Origin of the sequence: Sodalis praecaptivus, from assembly GCF_000517425.1 — a bacterium.
GTDB lineage: Bacteria > Pseudomonadota > Gammaproteobacteria > Enterobacterales > Enterobacteriaceae > Sodalis_A > Sodalis_A praecaptivus.
The window spans coordinates 2,848,298-2,865,919 of the sequence record NZ_CP006569.1; the positions used below are offsets into that span (position 1 = coordinate 2,848,298).

At 58.8% G+C, this 17,622-nt stretch carries 13 protein-coding genes; 5 read left to right on the forward strand and 8 right to left on the reverse strand.

All coding sequences use genetic code 11. From position 1 onward, the window contains the following. Positions 1–12 precede the first annotated feature (12 nt). The 4 genes from purB to SANT_RS12540 all read left to right on the forward strand — a co-directional run bounded on the left by purB (position 13) and on the right by SANT_RS12540 (position 4,938). Positions 13–1,383 carry an adenylosuccinate lyase gene (purB, locus tag SANT_RS12525; protein WP_025422641.1) on the forward strand — a complete coding sequence of 457 codons (1,371 nt, stop codon included), beginning with the start codon at positions 13–15 and terminating at the stop codon, positions 1,381–1,383. 177 nt (positions 1,384–1,560) lie between these two features. Beyond that, positions 1,561–2,232: a two-component system response regulator PhoP gene (phoP, locus tag SANT_RS12530; protein WP_025422642.1), complete on the forward strand. Its 672-nt coding sequence runs from the start codon at positions 1,561–1,563 to the stop codon at positions 2,230–2,232. 5 nt (positions 2,233–2,237) lie between these two features. Further along, positions 2,238–3,704, forward strand: coding sequence for a two-component system sensor histidine kinase PhoQ (phoQ, locus tag SANT_RS12535; RefSeq protein ID WP_025422643.1), 1,467 nt, complete (start codon positions 2,238–2,240; stop codon positions 3,702–3,704). A gap of 112 nt (positions 3,705–3,816) precedes the next feature. Then, positions 3,817–4,938: a cupin domain-containing protein gene (locus SANT_RS12540; protein WP_025422644.1), complete on the forward strand. Its 1,122-nt coding sequence runs from the start codon at positions 3,817–3,819 to the stop codon at positions 4,936–4,938. A gap of 239 nt (positions 4,939–5,177) precedes the next feature. On the opposite strand, the gene pepT is transcribed toward SANT_RS12540, so the two are convergent. From pepT to lolC, 5 genes are all read right to left on the reverse strand, one after another. Further along, positions 5,178–6,440: a peptidase T gene (pepT, locus tag SANT_RS12545; protein WP_025422645.1), complete on the reverse strand. Its 1,263-nt coding sequence runs from the start codon at positions 6,438–6,440 to the stop codon at positions 5,178–5,180. Positions 6,441–6,542: 102 nt separating this feature from the next. After that, positions 6,543–7,373 (reverse strand): Sir2 family NAD+-dependent deacetylase, encoded by an 831-nt coding sequence (gene cobB, locus SANT_RS12550; protein ID WP_025422646.1) that lies wholly within the window; start codon positions 7,371–7,373, stop codon positions 6,543–6,545. A gap of 22 nt (positions 7,374–7,395) precedes the next feature. Next, positions 7,396–8,640 (reverse strand): lipoprotein-releasing ABC transporter permease subunit LolE, encoded by a 1,245-nt coding sequence (lolE, locus tag SANT_RS12555; protein ID WP_025422647.1) that lies wholly within the window; start codon positions 8,638–8,640, stop codon positions 7,396–7,398. Beyond that, positions 8,637–9,344: a lipoprotein-releasing ABC transporter ATP-binding protein LolD gene (lolD, locus tag SANT_RS12560; protein ID WP_025245572.1), complete on the reverse strand. Its 708-nt coding sequence runs from the start codon at positions 9,342–9,344 to the stop codon at positions 8,637–8,639. The genes lolE and lolD overlap by 4 nt, the downstream gene beginning before the upstream one ends. After that, on the reverse strand, positions 9,337–10,539 hold the full coding sequence (gene lolC / locus SANT_RS12565) for a lipoprotein-releasing ABC transporter permease subunit LolC (protein ID WP_025422648.1): 1,203 nt from the start codon (positions 10,537–10,539) through the stop codon (positions 9,337–9,339). Before lolC ends, lolD begins: the two co-directional genes overlap by 8 nt. 209 nt (positions 10,540–10,748) lie before the next feature. Between lolC and mfd the strand changes: the two genes are divergently transcribed. Continuing rightward, entirely contained in the window at positions 10,749–14,198 is a 3,450-nt protein-coding gene (mfd, locus tag SANT_RS12570; protein ID WP_025422649.1) for a transcription-repair coupling factor, read from the forward strand. Between the two features lie 136 nt (positions 14,199–14,334). Here the strand turns inward: mfd and SANT_RS12575 are convergent, their stop codons facing one another. The 3 genes from SANT_RS12575 to ycfP all read right to left on the reverse strand — a co-directional run bounded on the left by SANT_RS12575 (position 14,335) and on the right by ycfP (position 17,582). After that, the gene (locus tag SANT_RS12575) at positions 14,335–14,874 is read right to left on the reverse strand and encodes a glycine zipper 2TM domain-containing protein (RefSeq protein WP_025422650.1); all 540 of its coding nucleotides are present in this window, start codon (positions 14,872–14,874) and stop codon (positions 14,335–14,337) included. 670 nt (positions 14,875–15,544) lie between these two features. Next, positions 15,545–16,849 (reverse strand): NAD(P)/FAD-dependent oxidoreductase, encoded by a 1,305-nt coding sequence (locus tag SANT_RS12585; protein WP_025422652.1) that lies wholly within the window; start codon positions 16,847–16,849, stop codon positions 15,545–15,547. A gap of 190 nt (positions 16,850–17,039) precedes the next feature. Beyond that, complete coding sequence (gene ycfP, locus SANT_RS12590; protein WP_025422653.1) at positions 17,040–17,582, reverse strand: alpha/beta hydrolase YcfP; 543 nt, start codon at positions 17,580–17,582, stop codon at positions 17,040–17,042. Between the last annotated feature and the right edge of the window lie 40 nt (positions 17,583–17,622).

Sequence of the window (17,622 nt, forward strand, 5' to 3'; positions counted from 1 at the left end):
GAGTCGCAATCGATGGAATTATCCTCTCTGACCGCCGTTTCGCCCGTCGACGGCCGCTACGGCGACAAAGTCAGCCCGCTGCGCGCTATTTTCAGCGAATTTGGTTTGCTGAAATTTCGCGTACAGGTGGAAGTGCGCTGGCTGCAAAAGCTGGCCGCCTGTGACGCGATCAAAGAGGTCCCACCCTTTGACGACCACGCAAACGGTTACCTTGACGCGATTGTCGCCAATTTCAGCGTCGAAGACGCCGAGCGCATTAAAACCATTGAGCGCACCACTAATCATGACGTGAAAGCGGTTGAATATTTTTTGAAAGAGAAAGTTGCCGCGCAACCGGCGCTGCTGGCGGTGAGCGAATTTATCCATTTCGCCTGTACCTCCGAAGATATCAATAATCTCTCCCACGCGCTGATGCTGGCCACCGCCCGCGAGACTATCCTGCTGCCCGCCTGGCGCCAAATCATCGACGGCGTCACCGCGCTTGCCGAACGCTATCGCGATATTCCCCTGCTGTCGCGCACCCACGGCCAGCCGGCGACGCCCTCGACGCTTGGCAAGGAGATGGCGAATGTCGCCTATCGCATGACGCGCCAGTATCGTCAGCTCGAACAGGTAGAGATTCTGGGCAAGATTAACGGCGCGGTCGGCAATTACAACGCCCATATGGTTGCCTATCCCGAGGTGGACTGGCATCGTTTCAGCGAGGAGTTCGTCACCGGGCTCGGTATCGGTTGGAACCCCTTTACCACCCAAATCGAGCCGCATGATTATATCGCCGAAGTGTTCGACTGCATCGCGCGGTTCAATACTATCGTGATTGATTTCGACCGCGACGTCTGGGGCTATATTGCGCTTAATCATTTCAAACAGCGCACCGTCGCCGGCGAAATCGGCTCGTCGACCATGCCGCACAAGGTGAACCCCATCGATTTCGAGAATTCGGAAGGGAATTTGGGGCTGGCGAATGCGGTGATGAACCACTTGGCGGCGAAATTGCCGGTCTCGCGCTGGCAGCGGGATTTGACCGACTCCACCGTACTGCGCAATTTAGGCGTCGGTATTGGTTATGCGCTTATCGCTTACCAGTCTACGCTTAAAGGAATTAGTAAACTGGAGGTCAATCAGGCCCATTTATTGGCGGAGCTCGACCATAATTGGGAAGTCCTGGCTGAACCCATACAGACGGTGATGCGCCGCTACGGGATTGAAAAACCTTACGAGAAGCTGAAAGAACTCACCCGCGGTAAGCGCGTCGACGCTGAAGGCATGAAAGCCTTTATCGACAGTTTGCCGCTGCCGGATGCGGAAAAAGCGCGACTGAAAACGCTGACGCCGGCTAACTATATCGGCCGCGCGGCGGCGATGGTTGATGAATTGAAATAGGTGATAAAAAGGGAACCTGCGTCCGACCCTGGTTCCCTCTCTGTTTATGCGGAGTTTAGTCACTCTCTGGGATACTCTTATCCGGTAAGATATTCCTTCCCAGCCGGAAGGATAACCGCTTAACAAGACGGATTGCGCCACCGGATCCGTTAAGGGTGATTTTATTTAGGAGCTGCGATGCGAGTTCTGGTAATAGAAGATAATTCTCTTCTTCGTCATCATCTGACGGTACAGATGCGTGAAATGGGGCACCAGGTGGATGCCGCCGCGGACGCCAGGGAGGCGGACTACTTTCTAAATGAGCATCCACCCGATATCGCTATTGTTGATCTGGGCCTGCCGGATGAGGACGGTCTCAACCTTATTCGCCGCTGGCGCAGCCATCAGGTGAAAATTCCCCTGCTGGTGCTCACCGCCCGCGAAGGCTGGCAGGATAAAGTCACGGTGCTGGAAGCCGGCGCCGACGACTATGTGACTAAACCGTTTCATTTGGAAGAGGTCGTGGCGCGCATGCAGGCGTTGATGCGCCGCAATAGCGGTCTGGCGTCGCAGGTCATCGAGCTGCCGCCCTTCCTTATTGACCTTTCACGCCGTGAGCTCATGATTAACGAGGTTAATATCAGACTCACCGCGTTTGAATATACTATAATTGAGACATTGATACGCAACGCCGGCAAAGTCGTCAGCAAGGATTCGCTGATGCTGCAACTTTATCCCGACGCTGAATTGCGCGAGAGTCACACCATCGACGTGTTAATGGGTCGTCTACGGAAAAAGATGCAGGCCAATTACCCGCATGAAGTGATCACCACAGTTCGCGGTCAGGGCTACCGTTTTGATGTTAACTAGGCTCTATGACCCTATTTCCGTTTCGCCACAAAAAACCGTTTTCCCTGCGCGTCAGATTTTTGCTGGCTGCAGCCTGCGTAGTTCTGGCGCTCTCTCTGTGCTACGGCATGGTGGCCGTCATTGGCTACAGCGTCAGCTTTGATAAAACGTCATTCCGCCTGCTGCGGGGCGAAAGCAATCTCTTTTTCAGTCTGGCGCAGTGGAAGGACAACAAGCTGTCGATAGCCGTGCCGCCGAATATCGATATCAACTTCGCCGCGCTGGTGCTGATTTATGATGAAAATGGCCATATACTCTGGCGCCAGCGTTATGTGCCGGCGCTGGAGTCGCGCCTGCAGCAGGACTGGCTGACCAAGACCGGCTATTTCGAGCTGGATACCGATACGCGCACCAGCAGCGCGGTGGTGGGCGACAACCCCAGCGCCCAGGTGCGGCTCAAAGAGTTCGACAGCAGCGACGATAATGCCCTGACCCATTCCGTGGCGGTCAACCGCTATCCGGCGACCGGCCGCCTGCCGCCGCTGACCATCGTGGTCGTCGATACCATTCCCCATGAGCTGCAGCGCACCGATCTGGTTTGGGAATGGTTCAGCTATGTTCTGCTGGCCAATCTCCTGCTGGTGGTGCCGCTGCTGTGGCTGGCGGCACACTGGAGCCTGCGCCCTATTAAAGATCTGGTCAGGCAGGTGCGCGAGCTGGAGGTCGGTGAACGGGAACGTCTGGATGAGAATCCGCCGCGCGAACTGGATATCCTGGTGCGCAATTTGAATATTTTGCTGAATAACGAACGCCAGCGCTACCAGAAGTACCGCTCCACCCTGTCTGATTTGACCCACAGTCTGAAAACGCCGCTGGCGGTGCTGCAAACCACGCTGCGTTCCCTGCGCACCGATCGCGACACCAATATTGAAATGGCGGAACCGATTATGCTGGAGCAGATCAGCCGCATTTCCCAGCAAATCGGCTATTACCTGCACCGCGCCACCGTCCACTCGGATCATAATGTCCTGAGCCGCGAGCTGCATTCCGTACCGCCGCTGCTCGATAGCCTGTGCTCGGCCCTCAACAAAGTTTATCAACGCAAAGGGGTTTCCCTGTCGCTGGATATTTCGCCGGAGTTGACGTTTATTGGCGAGAAAAACGACTTTATGGAGGTGATGGGCAATATTCTGGACAACGCCTGCAAATATTGCCTGGAATTTGTCGAGGTTAGCGCCCGCGAAAGGGAAAGCGCGCTACATATAATTATCGAAGATGACGGCCCGGGCATCCCGGAGTCCAAGCGCACCCTTATCTTCCAGCGCGGTCAGCGCGCCGATACGCTGCGTCCCGGCCAAGGTCTGGGGCTCTCGGTGGCGGCGGAAATTCTTGAGCAGTACGACGGCGATATTGTGATTGGCGAAAGCGCCCTCGGCGGGGCGCTGGTGGAGGTCATTTTCAAGCAACAGGGTACGCAGCCCGAAGACGATTAAGCCCGGTTATGGGCGCCCCATCCCGTTTGGCGCAGCGCGGGTAAAAATCTCCGGCCTGCGCCGCCGCTATCCGTTATAATTCCTCTAATTTCTCCCGCGCTGGAATCAGGCTATGGATTATCAACTTGAGTTGGACTGGAACGACTTTCTACAACGCTACTGGCAGAAACGCCCGGTAATCATTAAACGCGCATTTCGCGACTTCGTCGATCCGCTATCGCCTGACGAACTGGCCGGCCTGGCCATGGAAGCCGAAGTGGACAGCCGTCTGGTCAGCCATGACGATGGCGTTTGGCAGGTGAACCATGGTCCCTTTGCCAGCTACGATCAGTTGGGGGACCACAACTGGTCGCTGCTGGTACAGGCGGTCGATCACTGGCACGAACCCTCGGCGGCGCTCATGCAGCCCTTCCGTCGCTTGCCTGATTGGCGCATAGACGATCTTATGATTTCGTTTTCGGTTCCCGGCGGCGGCGTCGGCCCTCATCTCGATCAATATGATGTGTTTATTATTCAGGGCCAGGGCCGCCGGCACTGGCGCGTCGGCGATAAAATCCCGCTGAAACAGCACTGTCCCCATCCCGATTTGCTCCAGGTCGAGCCCTTTGAGGCGATTATCGACGAACAAATGGAGCCCGGCGATATGCTGTATATTCCGCCCGGCTTCCCCCATGAAGGCTATGCGCTGGAGAACGCGCTGAATTATTCCGTCGGCTTCCGGGCGCCGAGCAGCCGCGAGCTGGTCAGCGGTTTTGCCGATTATGTGCTTGCCCAGGAACTGGGTGGCCAACGCTACAGCGACCCGGCGATCCCGTCGCGCGACGATCCCGCCCATATCCTGCCGGCGGAAGTTGATGCGCTGCGCGCCATGATGATGGCGCTGATGCAGCAGCCCGATCAATTCAATCAATGGTTTGGCGAATTTATTTCCCAATCGCGCCATGAGCTGGATTTGGCTCCGCCGGAGCCGCCCTATCAGGCCGGGGAAATCTATGATTTGCTCAATCAGGGCGAAAGCCTGTTTCGCGTCGGCGGGCTGCGGGTGCTGCGGGTCGGCGATGACAGCTACGTCAACGGCGAAAAGATTGTGACGCCACACCGTGCCGCCGCCGCCGCGCTTGCCGCACGTTACGACATCAGTCGGGAACAGCTAGGCGACGCGCTGGAGGATCCCTCGTTCCTGGCGCTGCTGGCGGGCCTGATTAATAGCGGCTATTGGTATTTTAAAAACTGAACTCCCCGGCGGCTGCGACGCACCTTCAGGCCCCGCTACCCGGCGGGGGCTGTTTTTGCCTGGGGCATGTCGCGTTTCCGATGCGGTGGGCGGCCCCGAGAGCGATGCGCGCGCAGCCATCGCCGTCTCGCCCTGGGTACGATTGCCCACACACAGCATCCTTAGGCGAGTCAATTACGCGCTCGCCGGGCGCCGCGACGGGGCAGTCATGCCCTCCGTTGTGCGAACGGCCTCAGCCGTTACTCCGCCGCCGGCGCGGGCTTGGCATGCGCGCCTTTGGCCCGGAGTGCCGTTAACGCGGCAAGGCGAGTTATCACCTGCACCGCTTTCTCCATCACGTCCTGCGAAGCAAATTCATGTTTGCCGTGGTAGTTATAGCCGCCGGTAAACAGATTCGGGCAGGGCAAACCGCGCCAGGAGAGCTGGGCGCCATCGGTACCGCCGCGGATGGGCTTGATGACCGGCTCGACGCCGCAGTCCACCATCGCCTGCCGCGCCAGCTCGATGATATGGGGGTGATTGGCGACATGTTCATGCATATTGTAATAGCTGTCCTCAATCGTCAGCTCAATATAGCAATCCGGATGCAGCCCTTTTCCCAGCGTCTCGGCGCTGGTTATCATGAACTGCTTACGCGCTTCAAACCGCTGGCGGTCAAAATCACGCACGATATAGTGCATTTCCACCTTATCCACGCTGCCTTTCATCGTATTAAGGTGATAGAACCCCTCATAGCCGGCGGTCGCCTCCGGGCTTTCCGCGGCGGGCATCATCTGATGATAGCGGGTGGCCAGCGACAGCGCGTTTACCATCACCCCTTTGGCGGTGCCCGGATGCACATTATTGCCGACGATCTTCACCGTCACCGAGGCGGCGTTGAAATTTTCATACTCCAGCTCGCCGACATCGCTGCCGTCCAGGGTGTAGGCCCATTCGGCGCCGAAGCGCTCGATATCGAAAAATTGCGTCCCCTTGCCCACTTCCTCGTCCGGGGTAAACGCGATGCGGAGGGTGCCGTGAGGAATGTTCTGCTCCTTGAGCCGCACTATCGCGGTGACGATCTCCGCCAGCCCCGCTTTGTCGTCGGCGCCCAGCAGCGTTTTGCCATCGGTGGTGATAAGCGTATGGCCAATCAACTTATGCAGCACCGGGAACATGACCGGCGAGAGGACCTCATCGCCGTTGCCGAGCGCAATATCGCCGCCGCGATACTGTTCCACGATTTGTGGATTGACGTTTTTACCGGTGAAATCCGGCGCGGTATCCATATGCGCGATAAAGCCGACAACCGGCACCGGCCAGGATACGTTGGACGGCAAAGTCGCCATCAGGCAGCCATGATCGCTAAGCGTAATATCCGCAAGCCCCAGCGCGGCAAGCTCATCTTGCAGCGCGCGGGCCAGCTTCCATTGACCGTCGGTACTGGGCACATGCTTTACGCCGGGCTTGGACTGGGTATCAAAAGATACGTAATGTAAAAAACGATCGAGTAATTTATTCATTGTTTTCGCCTGTCTCTTCGCCACGGCCCATTATGACCAGCGACGCGCTGGAAAATATTGTGTCAGGTCAGTTTTATGCCTGAAGAGAGCAAAACCGACGGTTCAGCCGCGCTGGGCGATGAAACCGTCGATAAACTCGCGGGTCCACTGCGGCACACAGCGGCTGGCCGGACCATAGTATTTTTCCTCGAACTGGCTTTCCACCTGGCTCGGCGCCAGATTCAGTTCGACGGTGCGGGCGCCGCAGAGGCGTGCCTCGTGGACGAAGCCGGCGGCCGGGTAGACGTGGCCCGAGGTGCCAATTGCCAGAAAATAATCGGCGCGCGCCAGGGCATGGTAGATATCGTCCATCCCGAGCGGCATTTCACCAAACCAGACCACATGGGGACGCAGCACGGCGGGAAACTGACAGCAATGGCAGCGATCGGCCTCGGTGACGTCGTCACGCCACTCGAGGATCTGGCCGCTTTGGCTGCAGCGCACTTTGAGCAATTCACCGTGCATATGGATGATACGCCGGTTACCGGCGCGTTCGTGCAAATTATCGATATTTTGCGTAATGAGCAGAAAATTATCGCCCAGCATCTGCTCCAGTTCAGCCAGCGCCAAATGCGCGGGATTTGGCGCGATTTCCGGCTGTAACAGCTGACGCCGGCGGGCGTTATAAAACGCCTGCACCAGCGCGGGGTTGCGGGCAAACCCTTCGGGGGTGGCGACATCTTCCACCCGATGCTCCTCCCATAACCCGTCTTCGGCCCGGAAAGTGCGAATGCCCGACTCCGCGGAGATACCCGCGCCCGTAAGCACCACAACAAAAGGTTTTTTCATTTTGGTCACCGCTAGTGAGTCCCGGTGAAAAATACGGGCGCGCAGGCGTTGCTGCCGTAATCTTTTACTTTTGCGAAACCGGATTAACCGGCGATGAATACGCATGCGCGCTGTTCCTTATGCGGCCTCATTGACCGCTCAATACCCGGGCCGGATCGATGCGGCTTGCGCGCCGCGCCGGATACCAGCTCGCCAGCAGACTGAGCAACAGCGCCGTGGCCAGCACGCTGGTGACGTCCACCCAGTGCAGCTCGGTCGGCAGAAAATCGATAAAATAAATATCCCCGGACAGCAGCCGGTGGCCCAGCAGACGCTCAAGCCCCTTCACAAGCGTCGTTAGGTTGAGCGCCATCAACACGCCGACCACCGCGCCGATAACGCTACCGGTCAAGCCCGCCAGTAGGCCATACCAAATAAAAATAGCACGGGTCAGCCCGTCTTTGGCCCCGAGGGTGCGCAAAATCGCGATATCGGCGCTTTTATCTTTAACCGCCATCACCAGCGTGGAAACGATATTGAAACAGGCGACGCCTATTACCAACACCATCGCCAGGTACATAATGGCGCGGATCATCTGAATATCGCGATACATATAGCCGTAGGTGCCGATCCAACTGCGGATTTTGACATACGCATTGGTCACCTCCCCCGCGTCCCGCACCAGTTTATTGGCGTTGAAAACGTCGCTGACCTTAATGGCGATGCCGCCGACGTCTTCACCGCGCTGCAAATAGTTCTGGGCGTCCGCCAGCGGTACCATGGCAAAGCTGTGATCCAGCTGGCCATTCAGCGCCAAAATCCCGCTGACCTGCAAGCGAATACGTTTTGGCTGTAACAGCTTCATCTGCGGATCGCTGTTGGGAATCATCACCGTCAGCCAGTCGCCGGACTTGACCTTCAGCGTATCGGCCACCCCTTTACCAACGATAATTTGCTGATGACCGGCCTGAAAATGCGACCAGGCATCACCCTTGACGTAGCGCGGCAGCGCGCTGAGCCGCAGTTCCAGCGCCGGGTCGACGCCTTTTACCTGGATGGCCTGCAACTTGTCGTCACGCTCCACCAGGCCGGTAAAATTCAGATAGGGCGCGGCAGCAAGAATACCCGGCACTTGTTCAATACGTTTTAACACCGCCGGCCAGTCGGCAAACGGCGGATTCACCGGTTCGATCTCGCCATGGGGCACCACCGCCAAAATACGGTTGTTTAACTCACGCTCGAACCCGTTCATAGCGCTCAGGCCGATAATCAGCACCGCGACCCCGAGCGCGATGCCGATGGTGGAGATGACCGAAATCAACGACACCATACCGCCCCGCCGCCGCCCCCGGCTGAAGCGAAGCGCGATGTTTAACGACAGCGGCATCTTCATTGCCCGGCTCCCAGCAGCGCGCCTTCGGCCTGCAGCGCGCCATCGCGCATTTCCAGCTGCCGGTGCAGGCGCTTCGCCAGTTGAAGATCGTGGGTCACCACCAAAAAGGCGGTGCCCTGGCGCATATTCAGCTCGCCCAACAGTTCAAAAATACTGTCCGCATTGCGCTGATCCAGATTGCCGGTGGGCTCGTCGGCCAGCACCAGCGCCGGGTGATTCACCAGCGCGCGCGCGATAGCCACCCGCTGCCGCTCGCCGCCGGACAGTTCCGCCGGGCGGTGGTGGCCGCGTTTCTCAAGCCCTACCGCCGCCAGCATTTCCCGCGCCGTCTCTTGCGCCTGGGCCGGGCGGTTGCCGCCAATCAGAAGCGGCATCGCCACATTTTCCAGCGCGGTGAAATCGGGCAGTAAATGATGGAACTGGTAGATAAAGCCCAACCGCCGGTTGCGCAACAGCGCGCGCGCGGCGGAAGAAAGCGTATTCAGCGGCTGGCCTTCAAATATCACCTCGCCGCCGGTCGGCTCATCCAGCCCGCCCAGCAGATGTAACAGCGTGCTTTTACCTGAACCGGAACTGCCGACAATCGCCATCATTTCGCCGCGCTGCAGCGTGAAACTCACGTTACGCAATACATCGGTGTAAAGCTTACCTTCCTGATAACGTTTGCTGAGTTGGGAACAGTGTAACAAAGGAGCATCATTCATATCGTAAAGCCTCAGCGGGATGTACGGCGGCGGCGCGCCAGGAAGGATAAATCGTGGACAGCAGCGCTACGGCCATGGCCGACAGCGCGATGACCGCCACCTGTACCGGTTCAATAGCCACCGGCAGCGCGGCCCCGTCAAGCAGCGCTCCGAGGGCCGGCATCAGACGGTTCAGTTGACTGGCCAGCAACACGCCGAGGCCGGTGCCCAGCAACGCGCCGACAACGCCGGCGCTGGCCCCCTGGGCGATAAACACCAGCATAACCTGACGGCGAGTCAGACCCTGGGTCTGTAATATCGCCACCTCGGCCTGTTTTTCCATCACCAGCAGTCCAAGCGAGGTGATAATATTAAACGCCGCCACCGCGACGATCAGGCTCAACAGCAGGCCCATCATGTTCTTTTCCATACGCACGGCCTGGAATAATTCCCCCTTGCGTTCGCGCCAATCGTGCCACACCAGGCCGTCCGGCAAAGACTGCGCGCTCAAGCTTTCTACCGCCAGCGGCTGCTGCAACCACAAGCGCCAGCCGGTAACGTAGCCGGCGGGATAGCGCATCAGGCGCGACGCATCCTGCTGATTGACCAGCAGTTGGTAGCCATCGACTTCGCTGTTGGCGGCGAAGGTGCCGGCCACGGTGAATAAACGCTGGCTGGGAATACGGCCCATCGGAGTGAATTGGCTGGCCCCGGGCACCATCAGCCGCACCGCATCGCCGCGCTTCACGCCGAGCGCGGCGGCCAGTTCGTCGCCCAGGATCACCCGGTATTGGCCGGCCACCAGGTCATCTTGTCGGGTCTCCAGCAAATAATGCGACAGCGGTTCGGGATCCCCCGGATTGACGCCGAGCATCACGCCCACCGCGACGCTGCGCGCGCTTTGCAGCACGACATCGCCGGTGGTCAGCGGCGCCACGCGCGTTACCCCCGCAAGCGCATCTGGCACCGAGGCCGGAATACGTTTAGGATCAAGCCGCCCCTCGGGGGTGGTCAACAGCGCCTGGGGCATCAATCCGAGGATATTGCTCTCCAGTTCACGCTCGAAACCGTTCATCACCGATAACACCGTCACCAGCGCCATCACGCCAAGCGTGATGCCGATGGTGGAGAGCCAGGAGACAAAACGACCGAAGCGGTCTGATGCCCGCCCACGCATATAGCGCAGGCCAATATATAATACGACAGGTTGATACATTGATTTCCGTCTGGATGCGGTTGCGAAAGCAAAGTGATCAAGGATAATAAAGGGTCGTATGGCATTATGGAACCATTAAGCGCCGCAACGGCCGGCTTTTATTCCTGAAAGCGCGCATTTTTTAGCCATCGTCCCCGCCGCTGCGGCATTCTACCGCAGGCTGTGCTGCGATGGCCCCGTGATGTGAGAAAAGAGATTTATCATTAGCTATGTCAGAACGCGATCGTTATACCTTACCGACCCAAGCCGGCAAAAAACTGACCCTGGGTCAGCTTACCGGCGCCGCCAGCGCCGTAGAGTGCGCCGCCATTGTCGACCGCTATCCTGGACCGGTGTTGCTCATCGCCACCGATATGCAAAGCGCGCTGCGGCTGCATGACGAGATCCGGCAGTTCACCCGTCACCCGGTCCTTACTCTACCCGATTGGGAGACCCTGCCCTACGACAGTTTCTCTCCCCATCAAGAAATTATTTCCGACAGGATAGCCACCCTCTACCGGTTGCCTACCCTTGCGCGCGGCGTCATCATCCTACCGGTGAATACCCTGATGCAGCGCGTCTGCCCGCACGCCTTTTTGCACCGCCACACGCTGTTGATGACCAAAGGCCAGCGTCTGTCGCGGGAGACCTTGCGCGCCCAGCTGGAACAGGCCGGCTACCGCAGCGTCGATCAGGTGATGGAGCACGGTGAATTCGCCACCCGCGGCGCGCTGCTGGATCTCTATCCCATGGGTAGCGAAGAGCCTTACCGCATCGATTTCTTTGATGACGACATCGACAGCCTGCGTATTTTCGACGTGGATACCCAGCGCACCCTCCAAGAAGTCACCTCCATCAATCTGCTGCCGGCGCACGAATTCCCTACCGATAAAGCCGCGATAGAGCTGTTCCGCAGCCAGTGGCGCGAGCAGTTTGATGTGCGCCGCGACGCCGAGCACGTTTACCAGCAGGTAAGCAAAGGGACGCTGCCGGCGGGGATCGAATATTGGCAGCCGCTGTTTTTCAGCGAGCCGCTGGTGCCGCTGTTCAGCTATCTGCCGGCGGGCACGCTGGTGGTCAACACCGGCGATCTCGAGGCCGGCGCCGGCCGTTTCTGGGACGACGCCTGCGCGCGTTTTGACAATCGCCGCGTGGATCCCATGCGCCCGCTGCTGCCGCCCGAGGCCCTGTGGCTGCGGGTTGACGGGCTGTTCGCCGAACTTAAACGCTGGCCGCGGGTGCAGCTCAGCACGCAAACGCTGCCGGAGAAAGCCGGCCAGCACAACATGGATTATCGGCCGCTGCCGGATTTGGCGGTGGAGGCGCAGAGCAAAGCGCCCATGGACAAGTTACGCCGGTTTTGCGAGCAGTTTGACGGCCCGGTGATTTTCTCGGTGGAAAGCGAAGGTCGGCGGGAAACCTTAAGCGAGCTGCTGGCGCGGGTGAAGATTCTGCCGAAGCTGATAAGCCGGCTGGAGGACGCCGCCGAACGGGGCGCTTACCTCATCATCGGCGCCAGCGAACGGGGTTTTATCGATGCGCCGCGCGCAAGGGCATTGATTTGCGAAGGCGATCTGCTGGGGGAACGGGTCAGCCGCCGCCGGCAGGATAATCGCCGCACCATTAACGCCGATACGTTAATCCGCAATCTGGCCGAGCTGCATGAAGGCCAGCCGGTGGTGCATCTGGAACACGGGGTCGGCCGTTACGCCGGCATGACCACCCTGGAGGCGGGGGGCATCAAGGCCGAGTATTTAATTCTCACTTATGCCGGCAACGACAAGCTCTACGTGCCGGTGTCCTCGCTACATCTCATCAGCCGCTACGCCGGCGGCGCCGATGAAAACGCGCCGCTGCACAAACTGGGCGGCGACGCCTGGGCGCGGGCGCGGCAAAAAGCGGCCGAGCGGGTGCGGGACGTGGCGGCGGAACTCTTGGATATTTATGCCCAGCGCGCCGCCAAAAGCGGCTTCGCCTTCCGCCACAATCGGGAAAATTATCAACTGTTTTGCGAGGGGTTTCCGTTTGAACCCACCGTGGATCAGGCTCAGGCAATCAATGCGGTGCTCAGCGACATGTGCCAGCCGTTGGCCATGGACCGCCTGGTCTGCGGCGATGTCGGCTTCGGTAAAACGGAAGTCGCGATGCGCGCCGCTTTCTTGGCGATCGAAAACCACAAACAGGTGGCCGTGCTGGTGCCCACCACCCTCCTGGCGCAGCAGCATTTCGACAATTTTCGCGACCGGTTCGCCAACTGGCCGGTGCGGATTGAGATGATTTCACGTTTTCGCAGCGCACGGGATCAGGCCCAAGTGCTGGAGCAGACCGCCGAGGGCAAGGTGGATATTCTGATTGGAACCCACAAGCTGCTGCAAAGCGATGTCAAATGGCATGATTTGGGTCTGCTCATCGTCGACGAGGAGCACCGCTTCGGCGTGCGCCACAAAGAGCGCATCAAATCGATGCGCGCCGATGTCGATATTCTCACCCTGACCGCCACCCCCATCCCGCGCACGCTGAATATGGCGATGAGCGGCATGCGCGATCTGTCGATTATCGCCACGCCGCCGGCGCGCCGGCTGGCGGTGAAAACGTTTGTACGCGAATACGACGCGCTGGTGGTACGCGAGGCCATCCTGCGCGAAGTGCTGCGCGGTGGCCAAGTCTATTATCTTTACAACGACGTCGAGAATATTGAAAAAGCCGCCCGCCGCCTGGAAACGCTGGTGCCGGAGGCGCGCATCGCCATCGGTCATGGCCAGCTGCGCGAGCGCGATTTGGAACGGGTGATGAATGATTTTCACCATCAGCGCTTTAACGTGCTGGTATGTACCACCATCATTGAAACCGGTATCGACATCGCCAACGCCAATACCATTATCATCGAGCGAGCGGACCATTTCGGCCTGGCGCAGCTGCACCAATTGCGCGGCCGCGTCGGACGATCGCACCACCAGGCTTACGCCTACCTGCTGACTCCGCCGCCGAAAGCGCTAAGCCAGGATGCCCATAAGCGGTTGGAGGCCATCGCCTCGCTGGAGGATCTGGGCGCCGGCTTTGCGTTGGCGACGCACGATTTGGAAATCCGCGGCGCCGGCGAACTGCTGGGAGAAGATCAAAGCGGTCAGATGGAAACCGTCGGTTTTTCCCTGTATATGGAGCTCCTGGAAAGCGCGGTAGACGCCCTCAAGGCCGGACGCGAACCGTCTTTAGAAGATCTCACCAATCAATTGACCGAGGTGGAGCTGCGTATGCCCGCGCTGCTGCCGGAAGAGTTTATCCCTGACGTCAACACGCGTTTGTCGCTGTATAAACGAATTGCCAGCGCCGCCGACGACCGTGAAATCGAAGAGTTGAAAGTGGAGCTTATCGACCGCTTCGGTCTGCTGCCTGACCCGGCGCGCTATTTGCTGGCGATAGCCCGCCTCAGGCAGCGGGCGCAACGTTTGGGTATCCGCCGCATTGAGGGCAGCGATAAAGGGGGCTTTATTGAATTCAGCGAAACCAACCGCGTCGACCCCGCGTATCTGATCGGTCTGCTTACGCGCGAACCGGCCACCTATCGACTTGACGGCCCGACCCGTTTGAGATTTATCCGCGATTTGGCGGATCGTACGGTGCGGCTGGATTATGTTGACGCGCTACTGGAAGAATTACAGCAGCATACCCTAAGCGCCTAAAACGCGACGGGGGCCTGGGCACGGAGGGGCGTCACGGAGCGCGCGCCACAGGACGGAAAAACGCCGCGCCCGGTGTTGCGCACCCGGCGCGGCGTCCTCAAGAATGTGATGGCGGCGGCGAACCGAGCCGCCCGCCTTATGCCTGGTCGTTCAGCACCAGTTGGCCGTTGCGATCCAGCGGGATTTTCGTGCCCGGATCGTGGTCCATACGGATTTTGCCCTGCTGATTGCCAATTTTGTACGTGACGTCATAGCCCAGCAGTTTTTGCGATTTATCATAGACCGTCTGGCAACGCTGACGGTTGGTGGTATAGGTATCTCTATCTTGCAGATTACCCTGCACCTGATTGCCCGCATACCCCCCCGCCAGCGCGCCGGCCACGGTGGCGACATCTCTGCCCCGCCCGCCGCCGAACTGGTGGCCGAGTACGCCACCGGCCACGGCGCCTAATACCGAGCCGGCGATTTTATTTTCGTCCTGCACCGGACGGCGATGGGTCACGGCGACCGTTCGGCACTCCTGACGCGGCGTCTTAATCGTTTCATTGATGGGCGATGCCGTGACGACCTGGGCGTATTTCGGGCTAGAGGAGAACACATCCAGCCCGGCAACAGCCGCGATACCCGACGCGGCGGCAATACCGATGCCGACGCCTGCCAATAATGATTTATTCACGGGAGAACCTCCTGACAATTATCACGCATCCGCTAACGGCGAACGGATGCATAACCCTCGCTTCCTTTTGACCGCAAGCGTAACCCGAGCCTTGGCGCTCCTCCCGGACGGCAAGCGTGGCGCCCCCGGGATAGCTTAAAGTCTGCCGAAGGAAAGCCCCAGCGGCAATAAGATTAAGGGCGAAAAAAGTCTACTCTGTCGGCACTTTATGCGATTTGGGAGGATTCCTAACCCCCAAAAGCCTAAAGGCGCTATTTCATGCTGCCAATGACCAGACGCACAGCAGCTCTGTGGCCTACGGACGGCGACGGCACGGCGCTTGGCGTGCGGACCTCCGCCCCCACGCGCAAGGCGACGGCACGGGGGCTATGCGCCATTGTCTGCACCTTGAGGTCCGCCATCGCGCGCCAAGGCGCCGGGTACCCGAGGCGGATGGGTTACCGCGTTCTACGCGCGCGGGGTAAAAGCGAAGACACTGGCGTCAGGGGGCGGGTTTATTGCCCCGCGCGCCGCGCAGGACGGCGGTTCGACGGCCAGGGAAGGGGCAAAAAGGCGCTTGCGGCTGCCGGGCGAGACGACGGCGCAGCTTGCACAGTTGTTAAAAAGCCCGACCAGGGAGCGCCTGCGCCGGGCCGAAAGAGGGGGATTCCCTAAGGGGCCGCCCCCGCGGTTAGTGCAGTTTGAGATGCGGACGGATCACGCGGTTGATCCTGCCCACTAGCATGATAAGGCCGGTTTTGATGTAGCCATGTAGCGCGATTTGGTGCATGCGGTATAGCGAGATGTAGACCGCGCGGGCAATGCGCCCTTCTATCATCATCGAACCGCGCATCAGGTTGCCCATCAGACTGCCGACGGTGCTAAAGCGCGATAATGACACCAGCGAGCCGTGATCTTTGTAGGTGTAGGGCTTGAGCGAATGCCCGCGCAGCAGCGCCAAAATGTTGCCGTGGGCCCGTGAGGCCATCTGATGCGCGGCCTGCGCGCGCGGGGGCACCACGCCGCCGGCGGGCATCGCGCACGACGCACAGTCGCCGATAGCAAAAATATGCGGATCGCGCGTGGTCTGCAGTGTCGGTTCAACCACTAATTGATTAATACGGTTGGTCTCCAGACCGGCCAACGCCTTCATGAAGTCCGGCGCTTTAATGCCGGCGGCCCAGACCATGAGTTCCGCCTGGATATATTCGCCATCCTTGGTATGCAGCCCGCCCGCATCGGCGCTGGTGACCATGGTTTTGGTCAAGACCCTGACCCCCAGCTTGGTCAATTCCTGATGCGCGGCGGCGGAGATCCGCGGCGGCAGCGCCGGCAGAATACGCTCTCCCGCCTCCACCAGGGTGACATTCAGCGCCTGATTGTCCAGCCCTTTGAAACCATAGCTGTGCAGCTGTTGCACCGCATTATGCAGCTCAGCCGACAATTCGACGCCGGTCGCGCCGCCGCCGACGATGGCGATATTTACTTTTCCTTCTAGGTCGCCCTGCGCGGAAAATTTAAGAAACAGATTGAGCATCTCGTTATGGAAACGCTGCGCCTGACGCGGATTGTCGAGGAAGATGCAGTGTTCTTTAACGCCGGGAGTGCCAAAGTCGTTCGACGTACTGCCGAGCGCCATCACCAAAATGTCATAGTCCAGGCGGCGGGCGGGCACCAGCAGCGCCCCCTGCTCATCGCGGATTTCATCCAGCAGGACCTGTTTATGCTCGCGATCGATGTCGATCATGCTGCCGAGCTGAAATTGGAAAGCATGATTGCGGGCATGGGCCAGGTAACTGAGGGCGTCCACGCCTTCATCGAGCGAGCCGGTGGCCACCTCATGCAGCAGCGGTTTCCATAAGTGGCTATGGTTGCGATCCACCAGCGTGATATCTGCCCGCTTGCGGCGCCCCAATTTACGCCCCAGGCTGGTCGCCAGCTCCAGACCGCCGGCGCCGCCGCCTATAATGACAATTTTCTTAAATGGTGTGGTCAAAATGCCCCCTAAATGTAAACCGGCCGTTAACTAAGCGTAAACAAAAAAACATCCTTAGATAACATAGGGTTATATCTCAATACGCGATTGGCGCAAGAATAACATGAGAGGTTATTTGGTCATACCAAAATTGATATGAATCAATTTTTTTCAGCCTGTTCCGATGGCTGGCGTCACCTGCTGTCCTCTTTTATCCCAGCGCTTTAAAGGCTTGCATGCGCTGTAAATGAGGAGAAATGTTTTTAAATTTATGGCCTTCCTGCTCATCCCAAATAATTTCATAGAAGGGAGCAAGCACCCCGGCGCTGCGATTGACATCCAGCGCATCATCCTGCCGCGACAATAGCACCAGACAGCGGTCGCGGTTTTTTTCGCGGAAGTTCTCCACGCATTTGGTGGCGATATCCACATATTCCTCGGGCCTATCAATTTTGCCCGGCATATTCTCTTCGGGAAAAAGATTGGGGTTGAGGATCACCTGGCGCATGTCACATAAAAAACCGATCCGCTCGGCCCAAAATCCGCCCAAGCCAACGCCGCAGATAAGCGGCCGGTCGTCGTCGGTCAATTGCTGCATTTTGTCCACTTCCTTAAGCAGATGCTGCATATCGTGACGGGGATGGCGGGTACTGTAACTGATGAGTCGCACATCGGGATCGATGAACTGCAATTGCAGGACCTTTTCGTGATTTCCAGGACTCGTGGCATCAAAACCGTGCAAATAAATAATCATCGTTTTCCTCTTCCATTGGGTTCGACGGCGCGGCGCGGCG

Coding starts and splice junctions, on each gene's coding strand:
- phoP (WP_025422642.1), top strand. CDS start 1,561: ATGCGAGTTCTGGTAATAGAAGATAATTCTCTTCTTCGTCATCATCTG.
- purB (WP_025422641.1), top strand. CDS start 13: ATGGAATTATCCTCTCTGACCGCCGTTTCGCCCGTCGACGGCCGCTAC.
- mfd (WP_025422649.1), top strand. CDS start 10,749: ATGTCAGAACGCGATCGTTATACCTTACCGACCCAAGCCGGCAAAAAA.
- SANT_RS12540 (WP_025422644.1), top strand. CDS start 3,817: ATGGATTATCAACTTGAGTTGGACTGGAACGACTTTCTACAACGCTAC.
- phoQ (WP_025422643.1), top strand. CDS start 2,238: ATGACCCTATTTCCGTTTCGCCACAAAAAACCGTTTTCCCTGCGCGTC.
- lolD (WP_025245572.1), bottom strand. CDS start 9,344: ATGAATGATGCTCCTTTGTTACACTGTTCCCAACTCAGCAAACGTTAT.
- cobB (WP_025422646.1), bottom strand. CDS start 7,373: ATGCGTATTCATCGCCGGTTAATCCGGTTTCGCAAAAGTAAAAGATTA.
- lolC (WP_025422648.1), bottom strand. CDS start 10,539: ATGTATCAACCTGTCGTATTATATATTGGCCTGCGCTATATGCGTGGG.
- lolE (WP_025422647.1), bottom strand. CDS start 8,640: ATGAAGATGCCGCTGTCGTTAAACATCGCGCTTCGCTTCAGCCGGGGG.
- ycfP (WP_025422653.1), bottom strand. CDS start 17,582: ATGATTATTTATTTGCACGGTTTTGATGCCACGAGTCCTGGAAATCAC.
- pepT (WP_025422645.1), bottom strand. CDS start 6,440: ATGAATAAATTACTCGATCGTTTTTTACATTACGTATCTTTTGATACC.